This window comes from Marinococcus sp. LNHM5E3-2.1 (assembly GCF_056034365.1).
This window is the reverse complement of sequence record NZ_JBQLIB010000002.1, coordinates 35678-52732: the sequence shown is the minus strand read 5'-3', so window position 1 is coordinate 52732 and position 17055 is coordinate 35678. Positions and strand designations below refer to the sequence as shown.

Here is a 17055-nt window from a genome sequence, read left to right as displayed (position 1 = left end):
GAAGTGATGCAGTGGAAAATTTTTCTCGCCTTTTTCCGGGTCGGTATTTTTGGCTACGGGGGAGGACCGGCGTCGATTCCACTCGTGCAAAAAGAAGTAGTGGAGCACTATGAATGGATGACCGACGAGGAATTCGGCGATACACTAGCGATTGCCAACACGCTTCCGGGGCCGATCGTCACCAAGCTTGCCGGATACATCGGCTACAGCCGCGGCGGTGTTCTTGGGGCGCTGAACGGAGTGGCGGCGATCGTCGCCCCCACGGCACTGTTGATGATTTTGTTTTTCAGCATTTTGTCCCAATACCGGGACGCTTCGTGGGTGAGCGGACTTGCAAACGGAGTGCTTCCCGTAGTGACGGTGCTGATGGGAGTGCTGACATGGGGATTTATTAAAAAATCCGGCGGTGACCTGGGCTGGAAGAAGACGATAGCATTTATTATCGGGGCCGCTGTGGTACTTGGCGTGCTCGGTGTGCATCCGGCGATCGTTATTGCAGTGCTTCTGATTGCTGCACTGGTTCAGAAGGATCCTGCTAAACGAGAGGAGGACACCTCCACGTGATTTACTTAGAGGTTTTTATGGCGTTTTTTATCCCGGGTATTCTCGGCTACGGCGGCGGTCCGGCGTCCATTCCGCTTATCCAGCATGAAGTGGTGAACCGGTACGAATGGATGAGCGTGGGTGAATTCAGTGAAGTGCTGGCTATCAGTAACGCCCTGCCCGGACCGATTGCCACAAAAATGGCCGGCTACATCGGGTATGAAGTCGCCGGCTGGCCGGGGCTTGCTGCCGGTCTGTTTGCGACCGTTGCCCCGTCGTTAATTTTAATGATCGTCCTAATGGGCTTTTTGTACAAATACAGGAACTCCCCGAAGGTAAAACGACTCACCGCCTATGTGCGTCCGGTCATTGGAGTGCTGCTTGGCATATTAACGCTGCAGTTTTTCACCAGTGCCTGGGAAGGCGCAGGCGGCTGGCAGACAGCCGGGATGCTTGTGGCAAGCTACCTCCTGCTTGAAAAAACGAAGCTGCATCCGGCACTGGTCATTGTGCTTGCCATCATCTACGGCATTTTGTTTTTAGGCTGATGGGTCTGGAGGAAGAACAGCCTGCATGGATAGTAAAAATCCCTGAAAATAACTGTCGGTTCCAGTAATGCTCCATCCGGCCTGCTCAATGTGCGAACGGGTGGGGCGATCGAGGTGACAGCCGTCGCAAAAGTGCTTCCATACCGGCGTTATATTATGCTGGACACGCGCTGCCGCTGGGTGCGGCATCTGGACATGCTCGAGAAAATAGGCCGCAGCTCCCGGTTTACATACCCGTTTTAATTCCTGCAGTACCTGGATGGGGTCCTCGACAGAACAGAGCACGAGTGTACAGACAAGGCTGTCGAAGGTATTGTCGTCAAAGGGCAGTCGCTCAGCTGAAGAACCGAGTGTGCGAATCGGGACGTGAGCGTGCATCTGCGCCGGAATAGACTGCTTGCGCATCCGGTCATTCGGCTCGATGGCAGTTACTTTTGCAGCTGCCCGGTAGTAAGGAAAATTTGCTCCGGGACCGGAGCCGATCTCGAGTACGTGGCCGGAGAGAGAGGGAATGTGTTTTTGCCGGAGCGCATAAAGAAATTGTTTTTCCACCGGCTGCATGATCGGAGTATACAATAGAGGGAACATGTTCATCGTACCGCCGCCAATCTTTGTTTTTTTATAGTATAACAAAACCACCCTCTGCCTGGCAGAAGGTGGTTTTCTGTATTTAGGAGGAGTGAAGGGAGGCATTCGGATGAGACACAATGCAGGTGACATTGCCGTCGATCGTGAAGTCGGTTACGTGATTAGGGACGAGAAAATGATCGCCTTTTTGGATTGGGGCGCTGTCCGTCAGGTTATCGACAGTGCCGCTGCCCTCAATGACGCTGCAGAGCAGAAACGGCGCTTCGCAGGTGAATGAAGCTGTACCGTGCACCTCCCATTTGTAGACGGAAAAGTAGTCTGCCTCCACAAAGGTGGTGACTTCTGCCTCGCCGTCGGATTCCACAGAAGGATCCACTTTAGCATCCTCATGAGGGAAATGAGTCACGTCGAGGGCCTGCTGCAGATGAAGCTCCCGCTTGTTTCCTTCGTTATCGGTCCGGTCGTAGTCATAGACGCGGTAGGTGACGTCCGAGTTCTGCTGGGTTTCCAGAATAAGCACGCTTTCGCCAATGGCGTGCATCGTGCCGCTCGGTACGTAAACAAAATCCCCGGGCTTTACCGGCACTCTCCGTAAAAAAGCGTCCCATTCGCCGGCGGCAATGAGCTCCGTAGCCTCTGACCGGCTGTCGGCGTTGTGCCCGAGTACGAGCTCCGCGTCTTCATCGCAGTCAATCACGTACCAGCATTCAGTCTTGCCGTATTCGCCGTTTTCATTAGCGGCGGCGTACTGATTGTCCGGATGCACCTGCACCGAAAGATCCTTGGCCGCGTCGAGAATTTTCGTTAACAGCGGAAAGCGGTCGCCTTTTAACGAACCGAACCATTCCCGCTTATCCTGCCAGAGATTCAGGAGCGTTTTACCCGCGTAGGAGCCGTTCGCTACAATGCTTGAACCGTTTTGATGAGCGGCAAAGACCCATGCTTCACCGGTCGATGCTGATGGGATGTTGTAATTAAAATGAGTATGTAATTTATTACCACCCCAAATGCGTTCCTGAAAGATTGGTTGAAAAAAGATAAATTGATCCATGGTCAGCCTCCGTTTATAATTTGTCTCTTATTTAATATGACAAAGAGCAGAATGCTTTGCAATTCCTGCGTGAATGTTTATGAAAAATCCGTCCGTAAATTTTTTCCGGTCTCAGCGGAAATGCGCCCGGCAGCCCACTTCATTATAGGATATAGTAAAAGTATAGAAAACGGGAAGGGGAGCAGAACATGAAGCGGACACTTGGTATGTGGTACCGGAAGGACGGTACGCAGATGGAATATACCATTTGTGGGACTGGGGAGCCGGTGCTGGTGATGCATGGAGGGCATTCCAATTGCATGGAGGAGATGGGCTATGCACCGCTTGTGAAGCGGGGATACAGGTTAATTACGCCTTCGAGGCCCGGGTACGGAGCCACAAGCGCAGAAATCGGCGCCTCTCTGGAAGGAACCGCAGAAGCCTGCGCCGGTCTGCTTGATTATCTGCAGATAGACGCTGTTCATGTGCTTGCGGTTTCCGCCGGAGGGCCGAACGGGTTGATGCTTGCTTCAGCTTATCCTGAACGGGTGCGTACATTGACGCTCGAGTCAGCGGTCACTACCGAATGGCTGACGAAAAAGGATGCTGCCTACAAAGCAGCAAAGGTGCTGTTTCGGCCGATAGTGGAACAAGGAACATGGGCTCTGCTGAGGATGGCTGTCAAAAGAAGGCCGGAAATGATATTTAAACAAATGGCTGCCTCGTTCAGCACGCTTTCGTATGAACGTATTCGTCAGGAATTAAACAGCAGGGCTCTTCAGGAATTTGCCAGTATGATAGCAGTACAGAGGTCTGGGAAGGGTTTTCTGATTGATGTGAACACAAATGCGGCAAAAGAGGTGCAGCCGATGATTTATGCACCGGTGCTGATTGTGCACAGTGAGCATGACGCTTCGGTGCCTCTAGAGCATGCGTACGAGGCTAAACGTTTAATACCTCAGGCGGAATTAACTATTCTGGATTCGTGGGGGCATCTGATCTGGATCGGGTCGGGAGCAGAGTACAGAGACCGTGCTGTGTTAAATTTCTTAAAAAAGAACCGGCTGTAAAAAAATACGAACATATGTTTTTACAGCAATCGAAAAGAAGTCCGGATGGGCTGGCAGTGCTATCATAAAGAAAAAGGAGACGGTTTAGAGACGACGTATAAGGAGGTACAAGGGATGGGCAACGAGGTGGACGAACAAAGAATTGCTGTTGACGTCAAAGGTCTGGTGAAGACGTTTGAATCGATCCGTGCGGTGGACGGGATCGATCTGGAGGTGCCGGCAGGAACAGTGTACGGAGTACTCGGTCCAAACGGAGCTGGAAAAACGACAGTTCTCCGCATACTTGCGACCCTTCTCCAGCCCAGTGGAGGCCGGGCAAGTGTGTTTGGCCATGATGTAGTGGAGGGGGCAGCGTTCATAAGGAAGCGGATCAGTATGACAGGACAGTTTGCCTCAGTGGATAAAGATTTATCCGGTTTGGAAAACCTTCATTTAATTGGGCGGCTGATGGGTTTTACACGAGCTCAGGCAAAATCCAGGGCGTACGAGCTGCTTCGTGCTTTCGGACTTGAAGAAGCGGCAAAAAAACAGGTGAAGCAGTATTCCGGCGGGATGCAACGCCGGCTTGATATCGCTGCAAGCATTGTCGTAACACCGGATCTGTTATTTTTGGACGAGCCGACGACAGGCCTTGACCCAAGAAGCCGCAATCAGGTTTGGGATATTGTACGGACGCTGGTAGATACGGGCACCACGGTGCTGTTAACTACTCAGTATCTGGATGAGGCGGATCAGCTGGCGGACCGGATCGCGGTGATTGACCAGGGAAAAGTCATCGCAGAAGGAACGAGTGGTGAATTGAAGGCATCAGTAGGAGTGGGCAAGCTGCATGTCCGTCTTCAGGACCCTGGGCAGCGGCCGATCGCTGCCCAGCTGCTGCAGCAAAAGCTGGGAACAGCTGTGAATTATTCCTCTAATGCCTCGGGATTGACGGCCCAGGTGGCAGAGAACAACCTGGCGGTACAAATACTCGATGAATTAAATAAAGCCGGTATCGCTGTTTCAGACTTTTCTGTAGGCAAACCGAGCCTGGATGAAGTATTTCTTACCCTGACTGGACGTTCAGCAGAAGAGGAAGAAGTGGAGGCGGAAGCATGAACAAAAAACAGGCTCCTCTCAGTCAGCAGGATGTGCTCCGGGCCGCAGTGTCGACCAGCGAACGTCCAAAAAACGCAGGCCCGGTCTCGGCGTCACTTACCTTTGGCGGCAGAATGCTTCTGAAAATCAAATATGTGCCCGAGCAGCTGTTTGATATTACTGCTTTTCCAATTATCTTTTTGCTTATGTTCACCTATTTATTTGGCGGCGCCCTTGCCGGATCGACAGAAGCCTATTTACAGTTTGTGCTGCCGGGGGTACTGGTGTTGACCGTAGTTAGTATTACGATGTACACAGGTATCGAATTAAACAACGATATTACCAAGGGGATATTCGACCGCTTCCGGACCCTGCCAGTCTGGAGGCCCTCCGTTCTAGTCGGGGCTCTGCTCGTGGATCTTGTCAGGTATTCGATTGCTTCTACGATTATGATTACACTTGGCTTTATCCTTGGGTTCCGGCCGGAGGGCGGGCTGGTGGGTATACTGCTGGGCGTAGGCATACTGCTTGTGTTTGCCTTCAGTCTTTCCTGGATTTGGACGACGCTTGGCATCGTGATGAGGTCGGAAAAGTCACTGATGGGAGCAAGCATGATGGTTCTGTTTCCATTAACTTTTATCAGTAATGTGTTTGTGGATCCCGAGACAATGCCCAGCTGGCTTCAGCCGATTGTGGAAATCAACCCGGTATCGTTTCTTGTTGTAGCTGTCCGAGGATTTATGGGTGGAGACCCGGCCTTTGCTGAGGTCGGGTGGGTGCTGTTGGTTTCATTTTTATTAGTCCTCGTATTCGCACCGCTGACCATGTATTTGTATTATAAAAAATAAACGGTCGTTGTGTATGTTTAAGACTTTTTCCGAAGTAATTAATGAATATAACGAAATAGGGGTGGATAAATGAAAACCATTGTGTACAAAAAGTATGGCTCCCCCGAAGTCCTTCAGCTCAAAGATATGGAAAAACCCGTACCTCAGAAAAATGAAATACTGGTGAAAGTAAAAGCGACCACTGTAACAGCTGCAGATATTCGTGCACGGAGCTTCACCGTTCCTCTTTCAGTCTGGGTGCCTGCCCGAATAGCCCTGGGTGTAAGGAAGCCGAAAAATGAGATACTCGGTATGGAGTTAGCTGGAGAAGTAGAGTCAGCCGGAAAAGAGGTCACCCGGTTTAAGAAGGGCGACCGGATTTTTGCCGCTTCCCTAAAGGGTTCTGGTGCCTATGCTGAATATAAGTGTTTGTCTGAAGACGGCCCAGTATGTATTAAACCGAGTAATTTATCTTTTGGGGAAGCCGCAGCCATACCAATAGGGGCGAGTGCCGCATTGTTTCATCTTGAGAAAGCAGACATTAAGAAGGGGCAGAAGGTGCTTATCTACGGTGCTTCAGGGAGTGTAGGGAGCTACGCTGTCCAAATTGCCAAGTATCTTGGAGCCGTAGTTACAGGAGTTTGCAGCACGACGAATCTGGAATTGGTAAAATCACTCGGCGCTGATAAGGTAATTGATTACACCACTGAAGATTTTTCAAGTGAAGGAGCGACTTATGACGTTATTTTTGAAGCGGTAAACAAGAGTTCGTTTTCAGCTTGTATGAAATCATTAAAGAAGAATGGCACCTATATAAATGTCACAGTACCGCTGCCGGGCGTTAGGATGCTGTGGACGAAACTGACAAGCAGCAGGAAATTGATTTTGGCTCAAAATTCATCGGAAAACGCCGAAGCTCTCAGCTTTCTCAAGGAACTTGTGGAAACGGGGAAGCTAAAGGTTGCAGTGGACAGGTACTATGAACTTGAAGAAATAGTGGCAGCCCATCGGTATGTAGAGAATGGACACAAGAAGGGAAACGTCATCATCAATGTAAAACATAACGAAAACCCTCAATAGATGAAGCGGTTAATGCAGGCCCTTCAGGCAAATTAAACAGTATTTTTTAAAAAAAGATATTTTTTGACATTCTGCTGACACACAGACCACTTATAGTAATAAATGTAGAGGCCGCCACGGCTTAAAACACTTCCGCGCCGCACCAGGTACCAACTTCCTTAGAAAGCGGAGTGAAAGCCGGCTTCTGATACAGTTGCCACGTAAACGGCATCGAATCATCATTTTCTTCCGCCCTATATTTGCTGCATTGTCGAAAGGGAAAGTGCATCAAATAACTGGCACATATGAAGAAAAGGTGAGGATATGCAGCTTACTGGTTCCAGGACCTTAAATATGTTGACCCCCCTAGAACAACGATTGATCGTCCTGTAACTGCAGAAGAAGCCGAAGAGTCATGTGGATACGATGGCCCTATGCAAACAATCCAATTGTGTTTTAGCTGGGTATTATTACTCGGCTTAAGAGCTGCACTCACTCGGGTAGTGCACTCTTCATGGAATTACCCCCTAGATTCATATAGCTGTACGCCCTCGTTCCCCCGCGAGGGTCTTTTTTTTGTACCGGATTGCATGGGAACCCGTTTGTTCCTGCGCTTCGTTGATTTATAATGAAAGTACATAGAGAAGGGAGAGAGCGTATATGAGCTCGATTCTTGTAATTGAAGACGAAACATCGATCAGCCAGGTGCTTCGGGCCTATCTTCAAAAGGCAGGCTTTGAAGTGACTCAGATATATGAAGGAAACGAAGCCGTGGAGACGTTCGACCGCGGGAATTTTGATTTAGCCTTAATTGACGTCATGTTACCGGGCCGGGATGGATGGGCAGTACTCGAACATATTCAGAATACAAGCGACTGCCCGTGTATTATGCTGACCGCTCTTGGGGATGTGGACTACCGGTTAAAAGGATTTGACGGCGGGGCGGACGACTACATTCCGAAGCCTTTTGAAGGTGATGAAGTCGTAGCCCGTGTTCAGGCTGTACTCCGGCGCAGCGGTAAAACAGCCTCGCCAGCGGAGGAGGAGCAGTACCTTAAACGATTCGGGAGCCTCGTCATTGATGAAAAGGCATACGCTGTGACGCTGAACGGGCTGCAGCTCGATCTGACACCGCGGGATCTGTCGCTTCTTATTTTTCTAAGCAATCACCCGAATCAGTTTTTTGACCGGGAGCAGTTAATTTCCCACGTGTGGGGCATTGATTACGAAGGGAGCGACCGCGCGGTGGATTTGGCCATCAAGCGGATACGCCGGTCACTGAAAAACTGGCCGGTGGAAGAAGGAGAAATACGAACGCTCCGGGGAGTGGGGTATCAGCTCAGTGTTAAAGAGGAATAAAGATAAAAAAGTTTCGCTGCTCCGATACTGGACGACGCGCTATTTTATTACGCTCTGTATCGGCTTGATTATCATTGGCCTGATTTCATTTTTCTGGCTCCGCTCCTATAATCTCGAACGCGGGCTGAACGTTACTTCCTTCCTGGCGGATGAAATCTCGGAGGATTTGGCCGGGGCAGAAGATAATTCGATTGGCTTAAATGCGGATCTCGCATCATACGTGCGTGAGCGTCAGCAGACGTTTGATATTGAAACGGAGCCGCTAGTATATGTTGTGGACAATAATGGAAATATTGTATCCAACTCTTTGTTCGGAAATTCGCTGTATCAGGAGCCTGTCGTGTTCCCGGATTCATTTCTTGATTCCGGGCCGCAGACGGTGAAAGTCCAACAGGGAAGTCTGGAGCAGTACCTGGTCAAGTCACGTATTCAGGGCGATGACGGTTCTTTCGAAGGATGGGTGGTGATCGTTCAGCCGGCTGATTCACTGGTAAGAGTCGGCGGTCAGTATCAATTGGTCGGTATCCTGCTGGTGAGTCTGGCTTTGCTCGGGTGGCTCACGATTTATATTCTTTCCAAACGAATGCTGCGGCCAATCAAGCAGATTGCCGAAGCCTTTCAGCGTGTAAAGGAAGAAAAGTACGCCATTCGTATTGATACCGAGGCGAAAGAGCGGGAGGTCGATGAACTGGTTACCGGCTTTAATGACATGACGACGAGACTCGGGCAGCTTGAAAGCATGCGTACCGAGCTGCTGGCCGGTGTTACTCATGAATTGAAAACTCCGGTTACTTCCATCAGTGGGATGGTGCAGGCGGTTAAAGATGATGTAGTAACTGGGGACGAGGCGAAGGAATTTTTGAGCGTGACGCTGGCGGAAACGGGCAGGATGCGGAACATGATTGCGGACCTGCTTGAATTTAACACCTTCTCCTCCCAGGGAGTGCCGACAGACATGCAGCCATTGACGCTGGAGTCACTCTTGAATGAGGTCATCCATCAATGGTCGATTTCCAATGACACGGACCGGCTGGATATTCAAAAGCTTTACGGCGAAGAGACGCATGCGGTTTACACTGATCCGATGCGCTTCCAGCAAATTATGGTTAATCTTTTGAATAACGCGAACCAGGCAATGAAGAAGGAAGGCACGCTGACCATACGATGCAGTGAAAAAAGCGATCAGATGGTGGCTATTGAAGTGATAGACAGCGGCATTGGTATTGATGAGGAGGAGCAGCTGCTCGTATTTGAGCGCTTCTACCGGGGAGAAAATAAAAAGTATAATGTGCACGGCCTCGGCCTCGGGCTGCCGTTCAGTAAATTAATCGCCCAGGGGCTCGGCGGCGACCTGTACCTCCAATCGAGCCGGCCGGAAGAGACCATCTTTGTATTTGAATTGCCGCAGGACGTGCCGGATCAGAATAACGATCGTGAAAAACAAACGGATGTGATGTAATAACCTCTTCCTGACTTTTTCCTGACATTATTTATCTATATGATGAATAAAAATATACTCTATATAAAAAGAGGTTGAGCAGATGAAAAAATGGATGTATGCCGTCATTACCGCCTGTATACTTTCGAGTGTTGCCCTGCCGGCCAATGTATCGGCGCAAAAAAGCGAAGCCGGAATAGAACGGATGGGTACGGATATCCGAGAAAATGATTTAATGAAAAAAGCAGAGCAATACGGCATAGCTGTCAAAGGCAAAGATGAACAGACCGTAATTGATGAAGTACTTTTATCGGAATGGAAGGAAAAAGCATCCGTTTACGGAGTGGAAGTCACTGAAGATGTTTCACAGATGATGGCGGGCGTAAGGGAGAAGGAAATTATGCACGCGGCCCAGGTGCTTGGCATTAATACAGAAGGAAAAGATACCGAGGATACACTTGAAGAAGTTTTAAATGACTATGCCGCTGAGGCCGAGGCGCGGGGGCTGTATCCGTTTGAACAGGAACTGTAAAAAGCAGTGTCCTCCCACGGGAGAACGCTGCTTTTCTGAGTTAAGGCATGTAGGTAGGGTCAAATGTGGGAAGCTTTAACAAATTGTCTGTTGTTGACTGATCCGGGTGGGTCCGGAGATAGGCAGGAGTGTCCGGGTCTTCCGGGTGAACCGTGTCCACGCGGACTTTGTCCCCGCCGTCTACGCGATAATAGTAATCCTTACCGTCATCAACGCTTGCGATCGCTTTTTCTATCGTTTCCTCGGTTCCGTCCACCAGCTGTATATGCGTAATGTGCTCTTCTTTTTCACGGCCGCCGTCAAAATGAATGGCAGTAATTTGATAATCCATGAAAAGCCTCCTTTACATATTCTTGATAGTGCCTTTCCCGGTAAGCTGTTTTATTAATCTTAATGATATGAGCGGCCAGCACAGACGAGCCAAAAAACCGGAAAACAATTTTACATGTTTTCCGGTCATAGATTATTTATGATAATTGCCGGTTTTCCTGAAAATAAGAGTCAATCACTTCGAGTTCATCGTAAGGAACATGCTGATCGTTAATGACCTGGTAGCCACCGAAGCCGAGACCGGTAATAACGATAAGGTCGCCGTTTTCCGCCAGCGAGAGAGCCTTATGAATGCCGTCCTCCCGGTGTTTTCTTTTGTATATATTTTCTGCACCGGGATCGCTAAAACCAGAAGCAACGTCATCGACAATGCGCTGGCGGTTGTATGGGCCGGGGTGATCGACAGAAACGATGATATGATCTGCTTTTCCCTCTACAGCCGCTGCCATTTTTGGACGTTTGGCCGGGTCCCGGAGGCCGATTCCGGTAATCATGAGGATAAGCCTTTTATGAGGGAGGCTTTTAACTGTCTCCACCACCAGCTCCAATGCGTCAGGCGTATGGGCGTAATCGAGGATAATCTGCTTTCCTGGATAATCGGAGACAATCTGGAAACGCCCTTCCGCACCCTGAATATCTGGAAGCGAGCACAGAATTTCGGATACCGAATAGCCGGCAGCGAGACACGAACCTACCGCAGCCAGGGTATTGGAAATATTATATTCGCCAAACACCGGAGCCCTTGCTAAGTAGGAGCGCCCCTGTACCGTCAGCAGAAAGCTTGATCCGCCTGTATCCGTGCGGATGTTGCTGGCCATAATATCTGCAGAGCGCCGGATGCCGTATGTCCAGACCGGCCCGTCGAAGATGTTTAAAATGTCCTCGGCCATACCATCATCATCAAGATTCACCACGGCCTGGCGGGACTGCCTGAATAATTTTAATTTTGCCTGTTTATAGTTCTCCATCGTGCCGTGAAACTCCATATGCTCAGATACGAGATTAGTGTGAACGCCCACCTCAAATTCGAGGCCGTGCAGACGCTTTAAATCAATGGCAATAGAGGTCGCCTCCATTGCTACTGTGCGTGTCCCTTCTTCATAAAAGGAAGCGAAAATATCATGCAGATCGGCCGCTTCCGGTGTCGTCGGGGTGGTGGGCTTAAATGATTGCTTATTATTTTTGGACCATACTCCGGCTGTTCCTATAATGCCCGCAGGCTCTCCTAAATTGTTCAGCATTGACCGTATATAAGCCGTAACAGTCGTTTTTCCGTTGGTCCCTGTTACGCCGAAAAGGTTCATTTTTTTGTGAATGTGGTGGTGCAGATGCGCTGCATAGTCAGCCATCGCCGTTTTACTGTCCTCCACGAGAACGAATGTGATGGCTGGAAATGAAGCAGCATAATGGGTGAGTGTATCGCGGTCGCTTCCTACGATGGTGGATGCACCGTTGCGGACAGCATCCGGAATAAACGTGTGGCCGTCCATGTTTTTGCCCGGTATCGAGACAAAGCAGCCATTTTCCTGGACTTTCCGGGAATCATAAGTGACATGAGTAATTGTCGATTCAGCTGGGCCGAAAACGTCCTGAAAAGGCAGAGAAGTATCTTTTTTCCATATCCATTTCATTTAGTTGTATTTCTCCTTTCTGCTTGTAGTCACAACTACCGGGGCAGGAAGTATGTGTGATACCCCATTCCCTATCAAATGGAGAATTAATCCTTGTTTCCTAAATACATGTTTTCCTTTAAGTGTATAAACTCCTAAAGAAAGGGCTCACGTGCTACAATACAGGCAGAATCAAAAGCATAAAGGAGAAAAAAGAATGAAAATATACACGGTGGATGCTTTTACGAGTAAGGCTTTTTACGGAAATCCAGCAGGCGTATGCCTGCTGGAAGAAACGGACCAAAAGTCTGAGGCATGGATGCAGCAGACATCTGCAGAAATGAATCTTTCTGAGACCGCATTTCTGGTTAAAAGAGGAGAAAGTGAATACGGAATACGCTGGTTTACCCCGTCCGCTGAAGTGGATTTGTGCGGTCATGCGACGCTTGCCTCAGCGCACGTGCTGTGGGAAGAAGAAAAGATTCCGGAAACGGGGACGATTACGTTTCAAAGCGCGAGCGGATCTTTGGCTGCCTTTCAAAAGGAGGGAACCATCTGGCTCGACTTTCCGTCGGAGCCGCCGGAGCCTGCGCCTTTAAATGAAGGACTGCTTGAGGCTCTCGGGGTAGAGGCACCTGCGGTGGAGCAAAACCGGATGGATGTTATTGTAGAAGTCGATTCCGAACAGACGCTCCGGGACCTCGTGCCGGATATGAAAGCATTAGCCCAGCATACGACGCGCGGATGTTTAGTTACTTCTCTATCAGAAGAAGAGGGAATCGATTTTGTGTCACGCTGCTTTTTCCCAGCCATTGGGGTGGATGAAGATCCGGTAACAGGTTCGGCGCATTGTGCACTTGGTCCGTACTGGGCAAAACGTATGGCAAAGCAGAGCTTCACGGCCAAACAGGTCAGTAAGCGGGAAGGTATTGTAGAGGTGGAAATGCACCGCAGCCGCTGTCACATCGGCGGACGGGCAGTCACTGTTATGAAGGGCGACTGGCTGGCATAATAAAGCGTGAAAGGGATCTTATCTGTGAAATAGAAGCGGGCGCCCGGCATTAGTAGGCGTCCGCTTCTATTTATGTTTTGATGAAGGCATGCCTTCCCAGCGATCAGCTTCTTCCATATGAATGCCGAACTGGTCGAGCGTGCGGTAAGCAATATGGTCGACAAGTTCATTGATATCTGCCGGCTGATTGTAAAAAGCAGGCATCGGTGGAGCAATGGTTACGCCGAGCTTGGAAAGAGCGAGCATGTTTTCCAGGTGAATGGTGTTAAGAGGCGTTTCCCGGGTCATTAAAAGCAGGTGCTTGCGCTCTTTTAAAACCACGTCGGCTGCGCGGGCAATAAGGTTATCCGCAAAGCCGTGACGGATGGAGGCAGTCGTTTTCATGCTGCAGGGAGCAATAATCATGCCTTCGGTACGAAAGGAGCCGCTTGATATGCGGGCGGCCTGATCCTTTGAGGAATACGAAACGTCTGCAAGCGCCTCTACCTGGGACGCTGTGTAAGAAGTTTCAAGTGGAATAGTAGCCTTTGCCCAGGAGGATAAAATCAGGTGGGTTTCAATGTCGGTGGATTTTAATATTTCGAGCAGACGGATGCCAAAAATGGCTCCCGTGGCGCCGGTTATGCCAATAATTAATTTCAAAAAAAAGAACCTCCTTTATGAAGGCCGTATGAAGACCTTGTTCGCTCGTTTGATTGTATCATGATTGAGAGCGAACGCGCATGAAAGAGGAAACTAGTAGGGTGTAACAAATTAATCGGCCTGCATGCCTCCGTCAACGTTATACAATGATCCGGTAACGAAGGATGCCCTGTCGGAAGCAAGAAAAAGTACGACTTCTGCTACTTCCTTTGGCGTGCCAAAGCGTTCGGCGGGTATTCCTTGACGAATTGCAGCCGCCGCCTGTTCCGGGTCATCCGGCGAAAGATTTTGTTGAATGCTGGTGAGCATCTGCGTGTCGATAGCTGCTGGTGCCACAGCATTCACCCGGATATTTGCCGAAGCTGCTTCCAGAGCGGCGGTTTTTGTCAAACCGGCTACAGCATGTTTGGAGGCAATATACCCGGCCATGCCTGCTGATCCGATATAGGCGGCATTGGAAGCAGTGTTAATGATCACGCCATATTGCTGTTTTTCCATGTGACGTATCATATGCTTCAGCCCAAGGAAAATACCGGTCGTGTTTATATTCATGATCAAGTCAAATTGGTCCTTCTCCAGATCTTTAATTGGTGCAACCGGGCCGTTAATGCCTGCATTATTAAAGAAAATGTCTATTTTCCCGAATGTTTCTGCTGCCTGCCTGATATAGTTTTCGACGTCCTCTTCCTTTGTTACATCGGCCTGGATAACAGTGACTGTTTTTTCTCCGCTCGTTAAATCGTTTTTAGCATTTGTTAAAGCTTCTTCGTTCACATCCACGAGAACGACATCCGCTCCATTATCGAGAAACAGCTGAGCTGTCTCTTTGCCAATACCACCGGCGCCGCCTGTAATTAAAGCTGTTTTACCCTCTAGCATCGAAAACCTCCTAATAGTATCAAAGTACGTTCGGTAATGAAGTAAGAAGATATACCTGCATTATAATGAAAACGTTTCCAAAAATCAAAGCAAATGACTAAATTTTTACAATGTAAGAAAATATACATTTCAAATGGAATAAATCCGCTGTTTTTAGCAATAATGCACAGAGAAAATAATAAATTTGTGTGATGATAAACAATGATCCGGTGCATATTTCTCCGATAAAATATAATTAATCATTAAACGAATGAATGAATACAATAAACATGAAATGTTCGTTTTTTATTTAGGAGGAAAATATCATGCAGGCACGGCAGGATCTGGGACCAATTACTAGTGAGAAAGAAAGAATCCTTGGGCCGAAGGCTTATGTGGCGATGTGGTGGGGGGATACCATCATGATCGGTACATTCATGCTCGGTTCGAGCCTGATTCCGCCGTTTGGTGACCTGAACCTTTACCAGGCGGGCGCGGCACTGCTTCTCGCAAATATTATGGCCGCTCTGTTGTTTTCATTAAATGGATATGTAGGATGGAAGCACGGTATTCCGATGGTTGTTCAGCTTCGTTCGTCCTTTGGACCGATTGGCTCTAGAATCCCCGCTCTCTTACGGAGTATTCCGGCTTTGTTCTGGTTCGGGATACAGACATGGCTCGGGGCGCAGGCTTTGAATCAGATTGCCTCGAGCTTTATAGGCTTTGAAAATGTATGGGTGTGGTTTTTTGGCTTTCAGGCCCTGCAGATTTTTCTTTCGGCTAAAGGTATTGAATCTATCAAATGGGTGGAAATTATCGGTTCTGTCATCATAATGGGCGGTATCATCTACTTAATTTTCCTGTTTTTAACGACGTTTGGATTTGAGGTGCAGGCAGCCGCGAATGTGGACGGATCCTGGGGCATTCCGCTCTGGCTTGCAATGACCGTATTGGTGGGACAGTTTGCAGCCCTTCTGATTAACGTGTCGGACTACACAAGATACGTCCCGAAAAAGACAAAGACATCCACCTATATTAACGCTCATCTGGTTGGTATGGTGCCGCCGAGCATTCTGCTTCCATTTATCGGCATGCTCGGAGCGGCTGCGGTTGGAATTTGGAACCCGATTGATGTTATTTCCGAATATATTCCTTCTACCGTGGCAAGCATTATCGTACTGGTTTTTATTGCGATAGCCCAGGTGACAACGAACTTGATGGCTAACATTATGCCGCCGGCGCTAGTAGCAATGGACCTTTTTAAAATTTCCTGGGCGAAGTCATGCATTATCATTGGTATACTCGCTACGTTAACATGCCCGTGGTGGCTGATGAATGCTGCATATTTTACAACCTTCATTGCCATTGTCTCCGCCTTTTTGGGGCCGGTATTCGGTGTAATGATTGCAGACTTCTTTTTCGTGCATAAACGGAATTATAACGTAGCAGCGCTGTACGAACAAAGCAAGCTGTTCCAGGCTTTTAAAGGATGGAATCCCGCAGCTATTATATCTATTGTTGTTGGTACTGCCGTTTCCTTTATTAATATTGACGGCTCATGGTTTATCGGCGGCCTGCCGGCACTGCTTCTTTATACTGTATTAATGAAATACTGGATTGCAGGGCACGAACCCTATGTCCAGGAGGGCATGAATCAAAGCTTCATTGAAGAAGAGACAATGAACGAAAAACCGGAGCCCCAGTGGATAAAGCAATAATAAGAAGAAATGAAGAACAGGCAGCTGCCTGTTCTTTTTATATTTAAATTCTTTATTTAGTATAATTATACATAAAGGGAGGCAGGGCGATGGTGCAACTTATAGAATTTTTACAGGAAACCTATGACATCGATTACGCGGCGGAAAGTATTCAGCAGAAAGCGGCGGAATTGTTTTTTCCGGAAATGAATGAAAAAGAAAAGATAGAAGCTGCCTACTTATTTGTGCGTGATAAAGTCAGCCATTCGTGGGATATTCAGGGTAAAACAGTTACCCGGAGAGCCTCGGAGGTGCTGAAATACCGCGAGGGGATCTGCTGGTCCAAGTCTCATCTGCTGGCGGCGCTTCTCCGCTTGGAAGGGATACCATGCGGCTTCTGCTACCAGCGGCTAACTCTCTTCGAAGAACCGTCAGACGGCTATTGCATTCATGCGTTAAATGCCGTCTATCTTCACGAAGAAGACAGATGGGTGCGGCTGGATGCAAGGGGCAATAAACCCGGCATTGACGCACAATTTTTTACCGATAAAGAACAGCTGGCCTTTAACGTGGAGGAGGCAAAGGACGAGCAGGACTACCCGGGAATATACGCGGAACCGCCGGCAGAGCTTATGTGTGTCCTGGACCGTCACGAGGACCCGGTGTATATGTATAGGTACGCGCTTCCGGAATCGCTTGTTAAAGCTCCTTAATCATTTTTGGCATATGACATAATAAAATTCAAAATCGTTCCGGGAGGATAAGACCTGGAACGATTTTAATATCTGCCATACTTTTGCCACAATATGTTAATAGCTTTGTCATAAATAGTATG

The 17055-nt window shown here is 48.7% G+C and carries 18 protein-coding genes; 12 read left to right on the top strand and 6 right to left on the bottom strand.

Annotated features, from left to right (window positions below):
* Positions 1-6 precede the first annotated feature (6 nt).
* A complete protein-coding gene (locus tag ACTRXH_RS04495; RefSeq protein WP_474280815.1) occupies positions 7-564 on the top strand; it encodes a chromate transporter in 558 nt (185 codons plus the stop codon).
* A complete protein-coding gene (locus ACTRXH_RS04490) occupies positions 561-1091 on the top strand; it encodes a chromate transporter (RefSeq protein ID WP_474261558.1) in 531 nt (176 codons plus the stop codon). Before ACTRXH_RS04495 ends, ACTRXH_RS04490 begins: the two co-directional genes overlap by 4 nt.
* On the opposite strand, the gene ACTRXH_RS04485 is transcribed toward ACTRXH_RS04490, so the two are convergent.
* Positions 1083-1724: a class I SAM-dependent methyltransferase gene (locus tag ACTRXH_RS04485; RefSeq protein WP_474280813.1), complete on the bottom strand. Its 642-nt coding sequence runs from the start codon at positions 1722-1724 to the stop codon at positions 1083-1085. The genes ACTRXH_RS04490 and ACTRXH_RS04485 overlap by 9 nt on opposite strands.
* Positions 1725-1761: 37 nt before the next feature.
* Positions 1762-2730 (bottom strand): mannose-6-phosphate isomerase, class I, encoded by a 969-nt coding sequence (gene manA, locus ACTRXH_RS04480; protein WP_474261555.1) that lies wholly within the window; start codon positions 2728-2730, stop codon positions 1762-1764.
* Positions 2731-2918: 188 nt separating this feature from the next.
* Here manA and ACTRXH_RS04475 point away from each other — a divergent pair, with 188 nt between their 5' ends.
* From ACTRXH_RS04475 to ACTRXH_RS04445, 7 genes are all read left to right on the top strand, one after another.
* Complete coding sequence (locus tag ACTRXH_RS04475) at positions 2919-3779, top strand: alpha/beta fold hydrolase (protein WP_474280811.1); 861 nt, start codon at positions 2919-2921, stop codon at positions 3777-3779.
* A 114-nt stretch (positions 3780-3893) separates the two neighbouring features.
* On the top strand, positions 3894-4877 hold the full coding sequence (locus tag ACTRXH_RS04470) for an ATP-binding cassette domain-containing protein (RefSeq protein ID WP_474280809.1): 984 nt from the start codon (positions 3894-3896) through the stop codon (positions 4875-4877).
* Complete coding sequence (locus ACTRXH_RS04465) at positions 4874-5704, top strand: ABC transporter permease (RefSeq protein ID WP_474280807.1); 831 nt, start codon at positions 4874-4876, stop codon at positions 5702-5704. The genes ACTRXH_RS04470 and ACTRXH_RS04465 overlap by 4 nt, the downstream gene beginning before the upstream one ends.
* Before the next feature lie 69 nt (positions 5705-5773).
* Positions 5774-6763, top strand: coding sequence for an NAD(P)-dependent alcohol dehydrogenase (locus tag ACTRXH_RS04460; protein ID WP_474280805.1), 990 nt, complete (start codon positions 5774-5776; stop codon positions 6761-6763).
* Between the two features lie 639 nt (positions 6764-7402).
* Positions 7403-8101, top strand: coding sequence for a response regulator transcription factor (locus ACTRXH_RS04455; RefSeq protein WP_474261550.1), 699 nt, complete (start codon positions 7403-7405; stop codon positions 8099-8101).
* Positions 8085-9560 (top strand): HAMP domain-containing sensor histidine kinase, encoded by a 1476-nt coding sequence (locus tag ACTRXH_RS04450; protein WP_474280803.1) that lies wholly within the window; start codon positions 8085-8087, stop codon positions 9558-9560. The genes ACTRXH_RS04455 and ACTRXH_RS04450 overlap by 17 nt, the downstream gene beginning before the upstream one ends.
* Positions 9561-9642: 82 nt before the next feature.
* Positions 9643-10071, top strand: coding sequence for a hypothetical protein (locus tag ACTRXH_RS04445; protein WP_474261548.1), 429 nt, complete (start codon positions 9643-9645; stop codon positions 10069-10071).
* Between the two features lie 40 nt (positions 10072-10111).
* On the opposite strand, the gene ACTRXH_RS04440 is transcribed toward ACTRXH_RS04445, so the two are convergent.
* Together ACTRXH_RS04440 and ACTRXH_RS04435 are read right to left on the bottom strand one after the other, a co-directional pair.
* Positions 10112-10402 (bottom strand): DUF3892 domain-containing protein, encoded by a 291-nt coding sequence (locus tag ACTRXH_RS04440; RefSeq protein ID WP_474261547.1) that lies wholly within the window; start codon positions 10400-10402, stop codon positions 10112-10114.
* 136 nt (positions 10403-10538) lie between these two features.
* Complete coding sequence (locus ACTRXH_RS04435; protein ID WP_474280801.1) at positions 10539-12032, bottom strand: UDP-N-acetylmuramoyl-L-alanyl-D-glutamate--2,6-diaminopimelate ligase; 1494 nt, start codon at positions 12030-12032, stop codon at positions 10539-10541.
* 196 nt (positions 12033-12228) lie between these two features.
* Here ACTRXH_RS04435 and ACTRXH_RS04430 point away from each other — a divergent pair, with 196 nt between their 5' ends.
* Positions 12229-13023: a PhzF family phenazine biosynthesis protein gene (locus ACTRXH_RS04430; RefSeq protein ID WP_474280799.1), complete on the top strand. Its 795-nt coding sequence runs from the start codon at positions 12229-12231 to the stop codon at positions 13021-13023.
* Positions 13024-13089: 66 nt separating this feature from the next.
* Here the strand turns inward: ACTRXH_RS04430 and ACTRXH_RS04425 are convergent, their stop codons facing one another.
* Entirely contained in the window at positions 13090-13665 is a 576-nt protein-coding gene (locus ACTRXH_RS04425; protein ID WP_474261536.1) for a UbiX family flavin prenyltransferase, read from the bottom strand.
* A 111-nt stretch (positions 13666-13776) separates the two neighbouring features.
* Complete coding sequence (locus ACTRXH_RS04420) at positions 13777-14544, bottom strand: SDR family NAD(P)-dependent oxidoreductase (RefSeq protein WP_474261535.1); 768 nt, start codon at positions 14542-14544, stop codon at positions 13777-13779.
* 305 nt (positions 14545-14849) lie between these two features.
* Here ACTRXH_RS04420 and ACTRXH_RS04415 point away from each other — a divergent pair, with 305 nt between their 5' ends.
* Both ACTRXH_RS04415 and ACTRXH_RS04410 read left to right on the top strand, forming a co-directional pair.
* Positions 14850-16241, top strand: coding sequence for an NCS1 family transporter (locus ACTRXH_RS04415; protein ID WP_474280797.1), 1392 nt, complete (start codon positions 14850-14852; stop codon positions 16239-16241).
* Positions 16242-16330: 89 nt separating this feature from the next.
* Positions 16331-16933, top strand: a complete 603-nt coding sequence (locus ACTRXH_RS04410; protein WP_474280794.1) for a transglutaminase-like domain-containing protein — start codon at positions 16331-16333, stop codon at positions 16931-16933.
* The last annotated feature ends 122 nt before the right edge of the window (positions 16934-17055 follow it).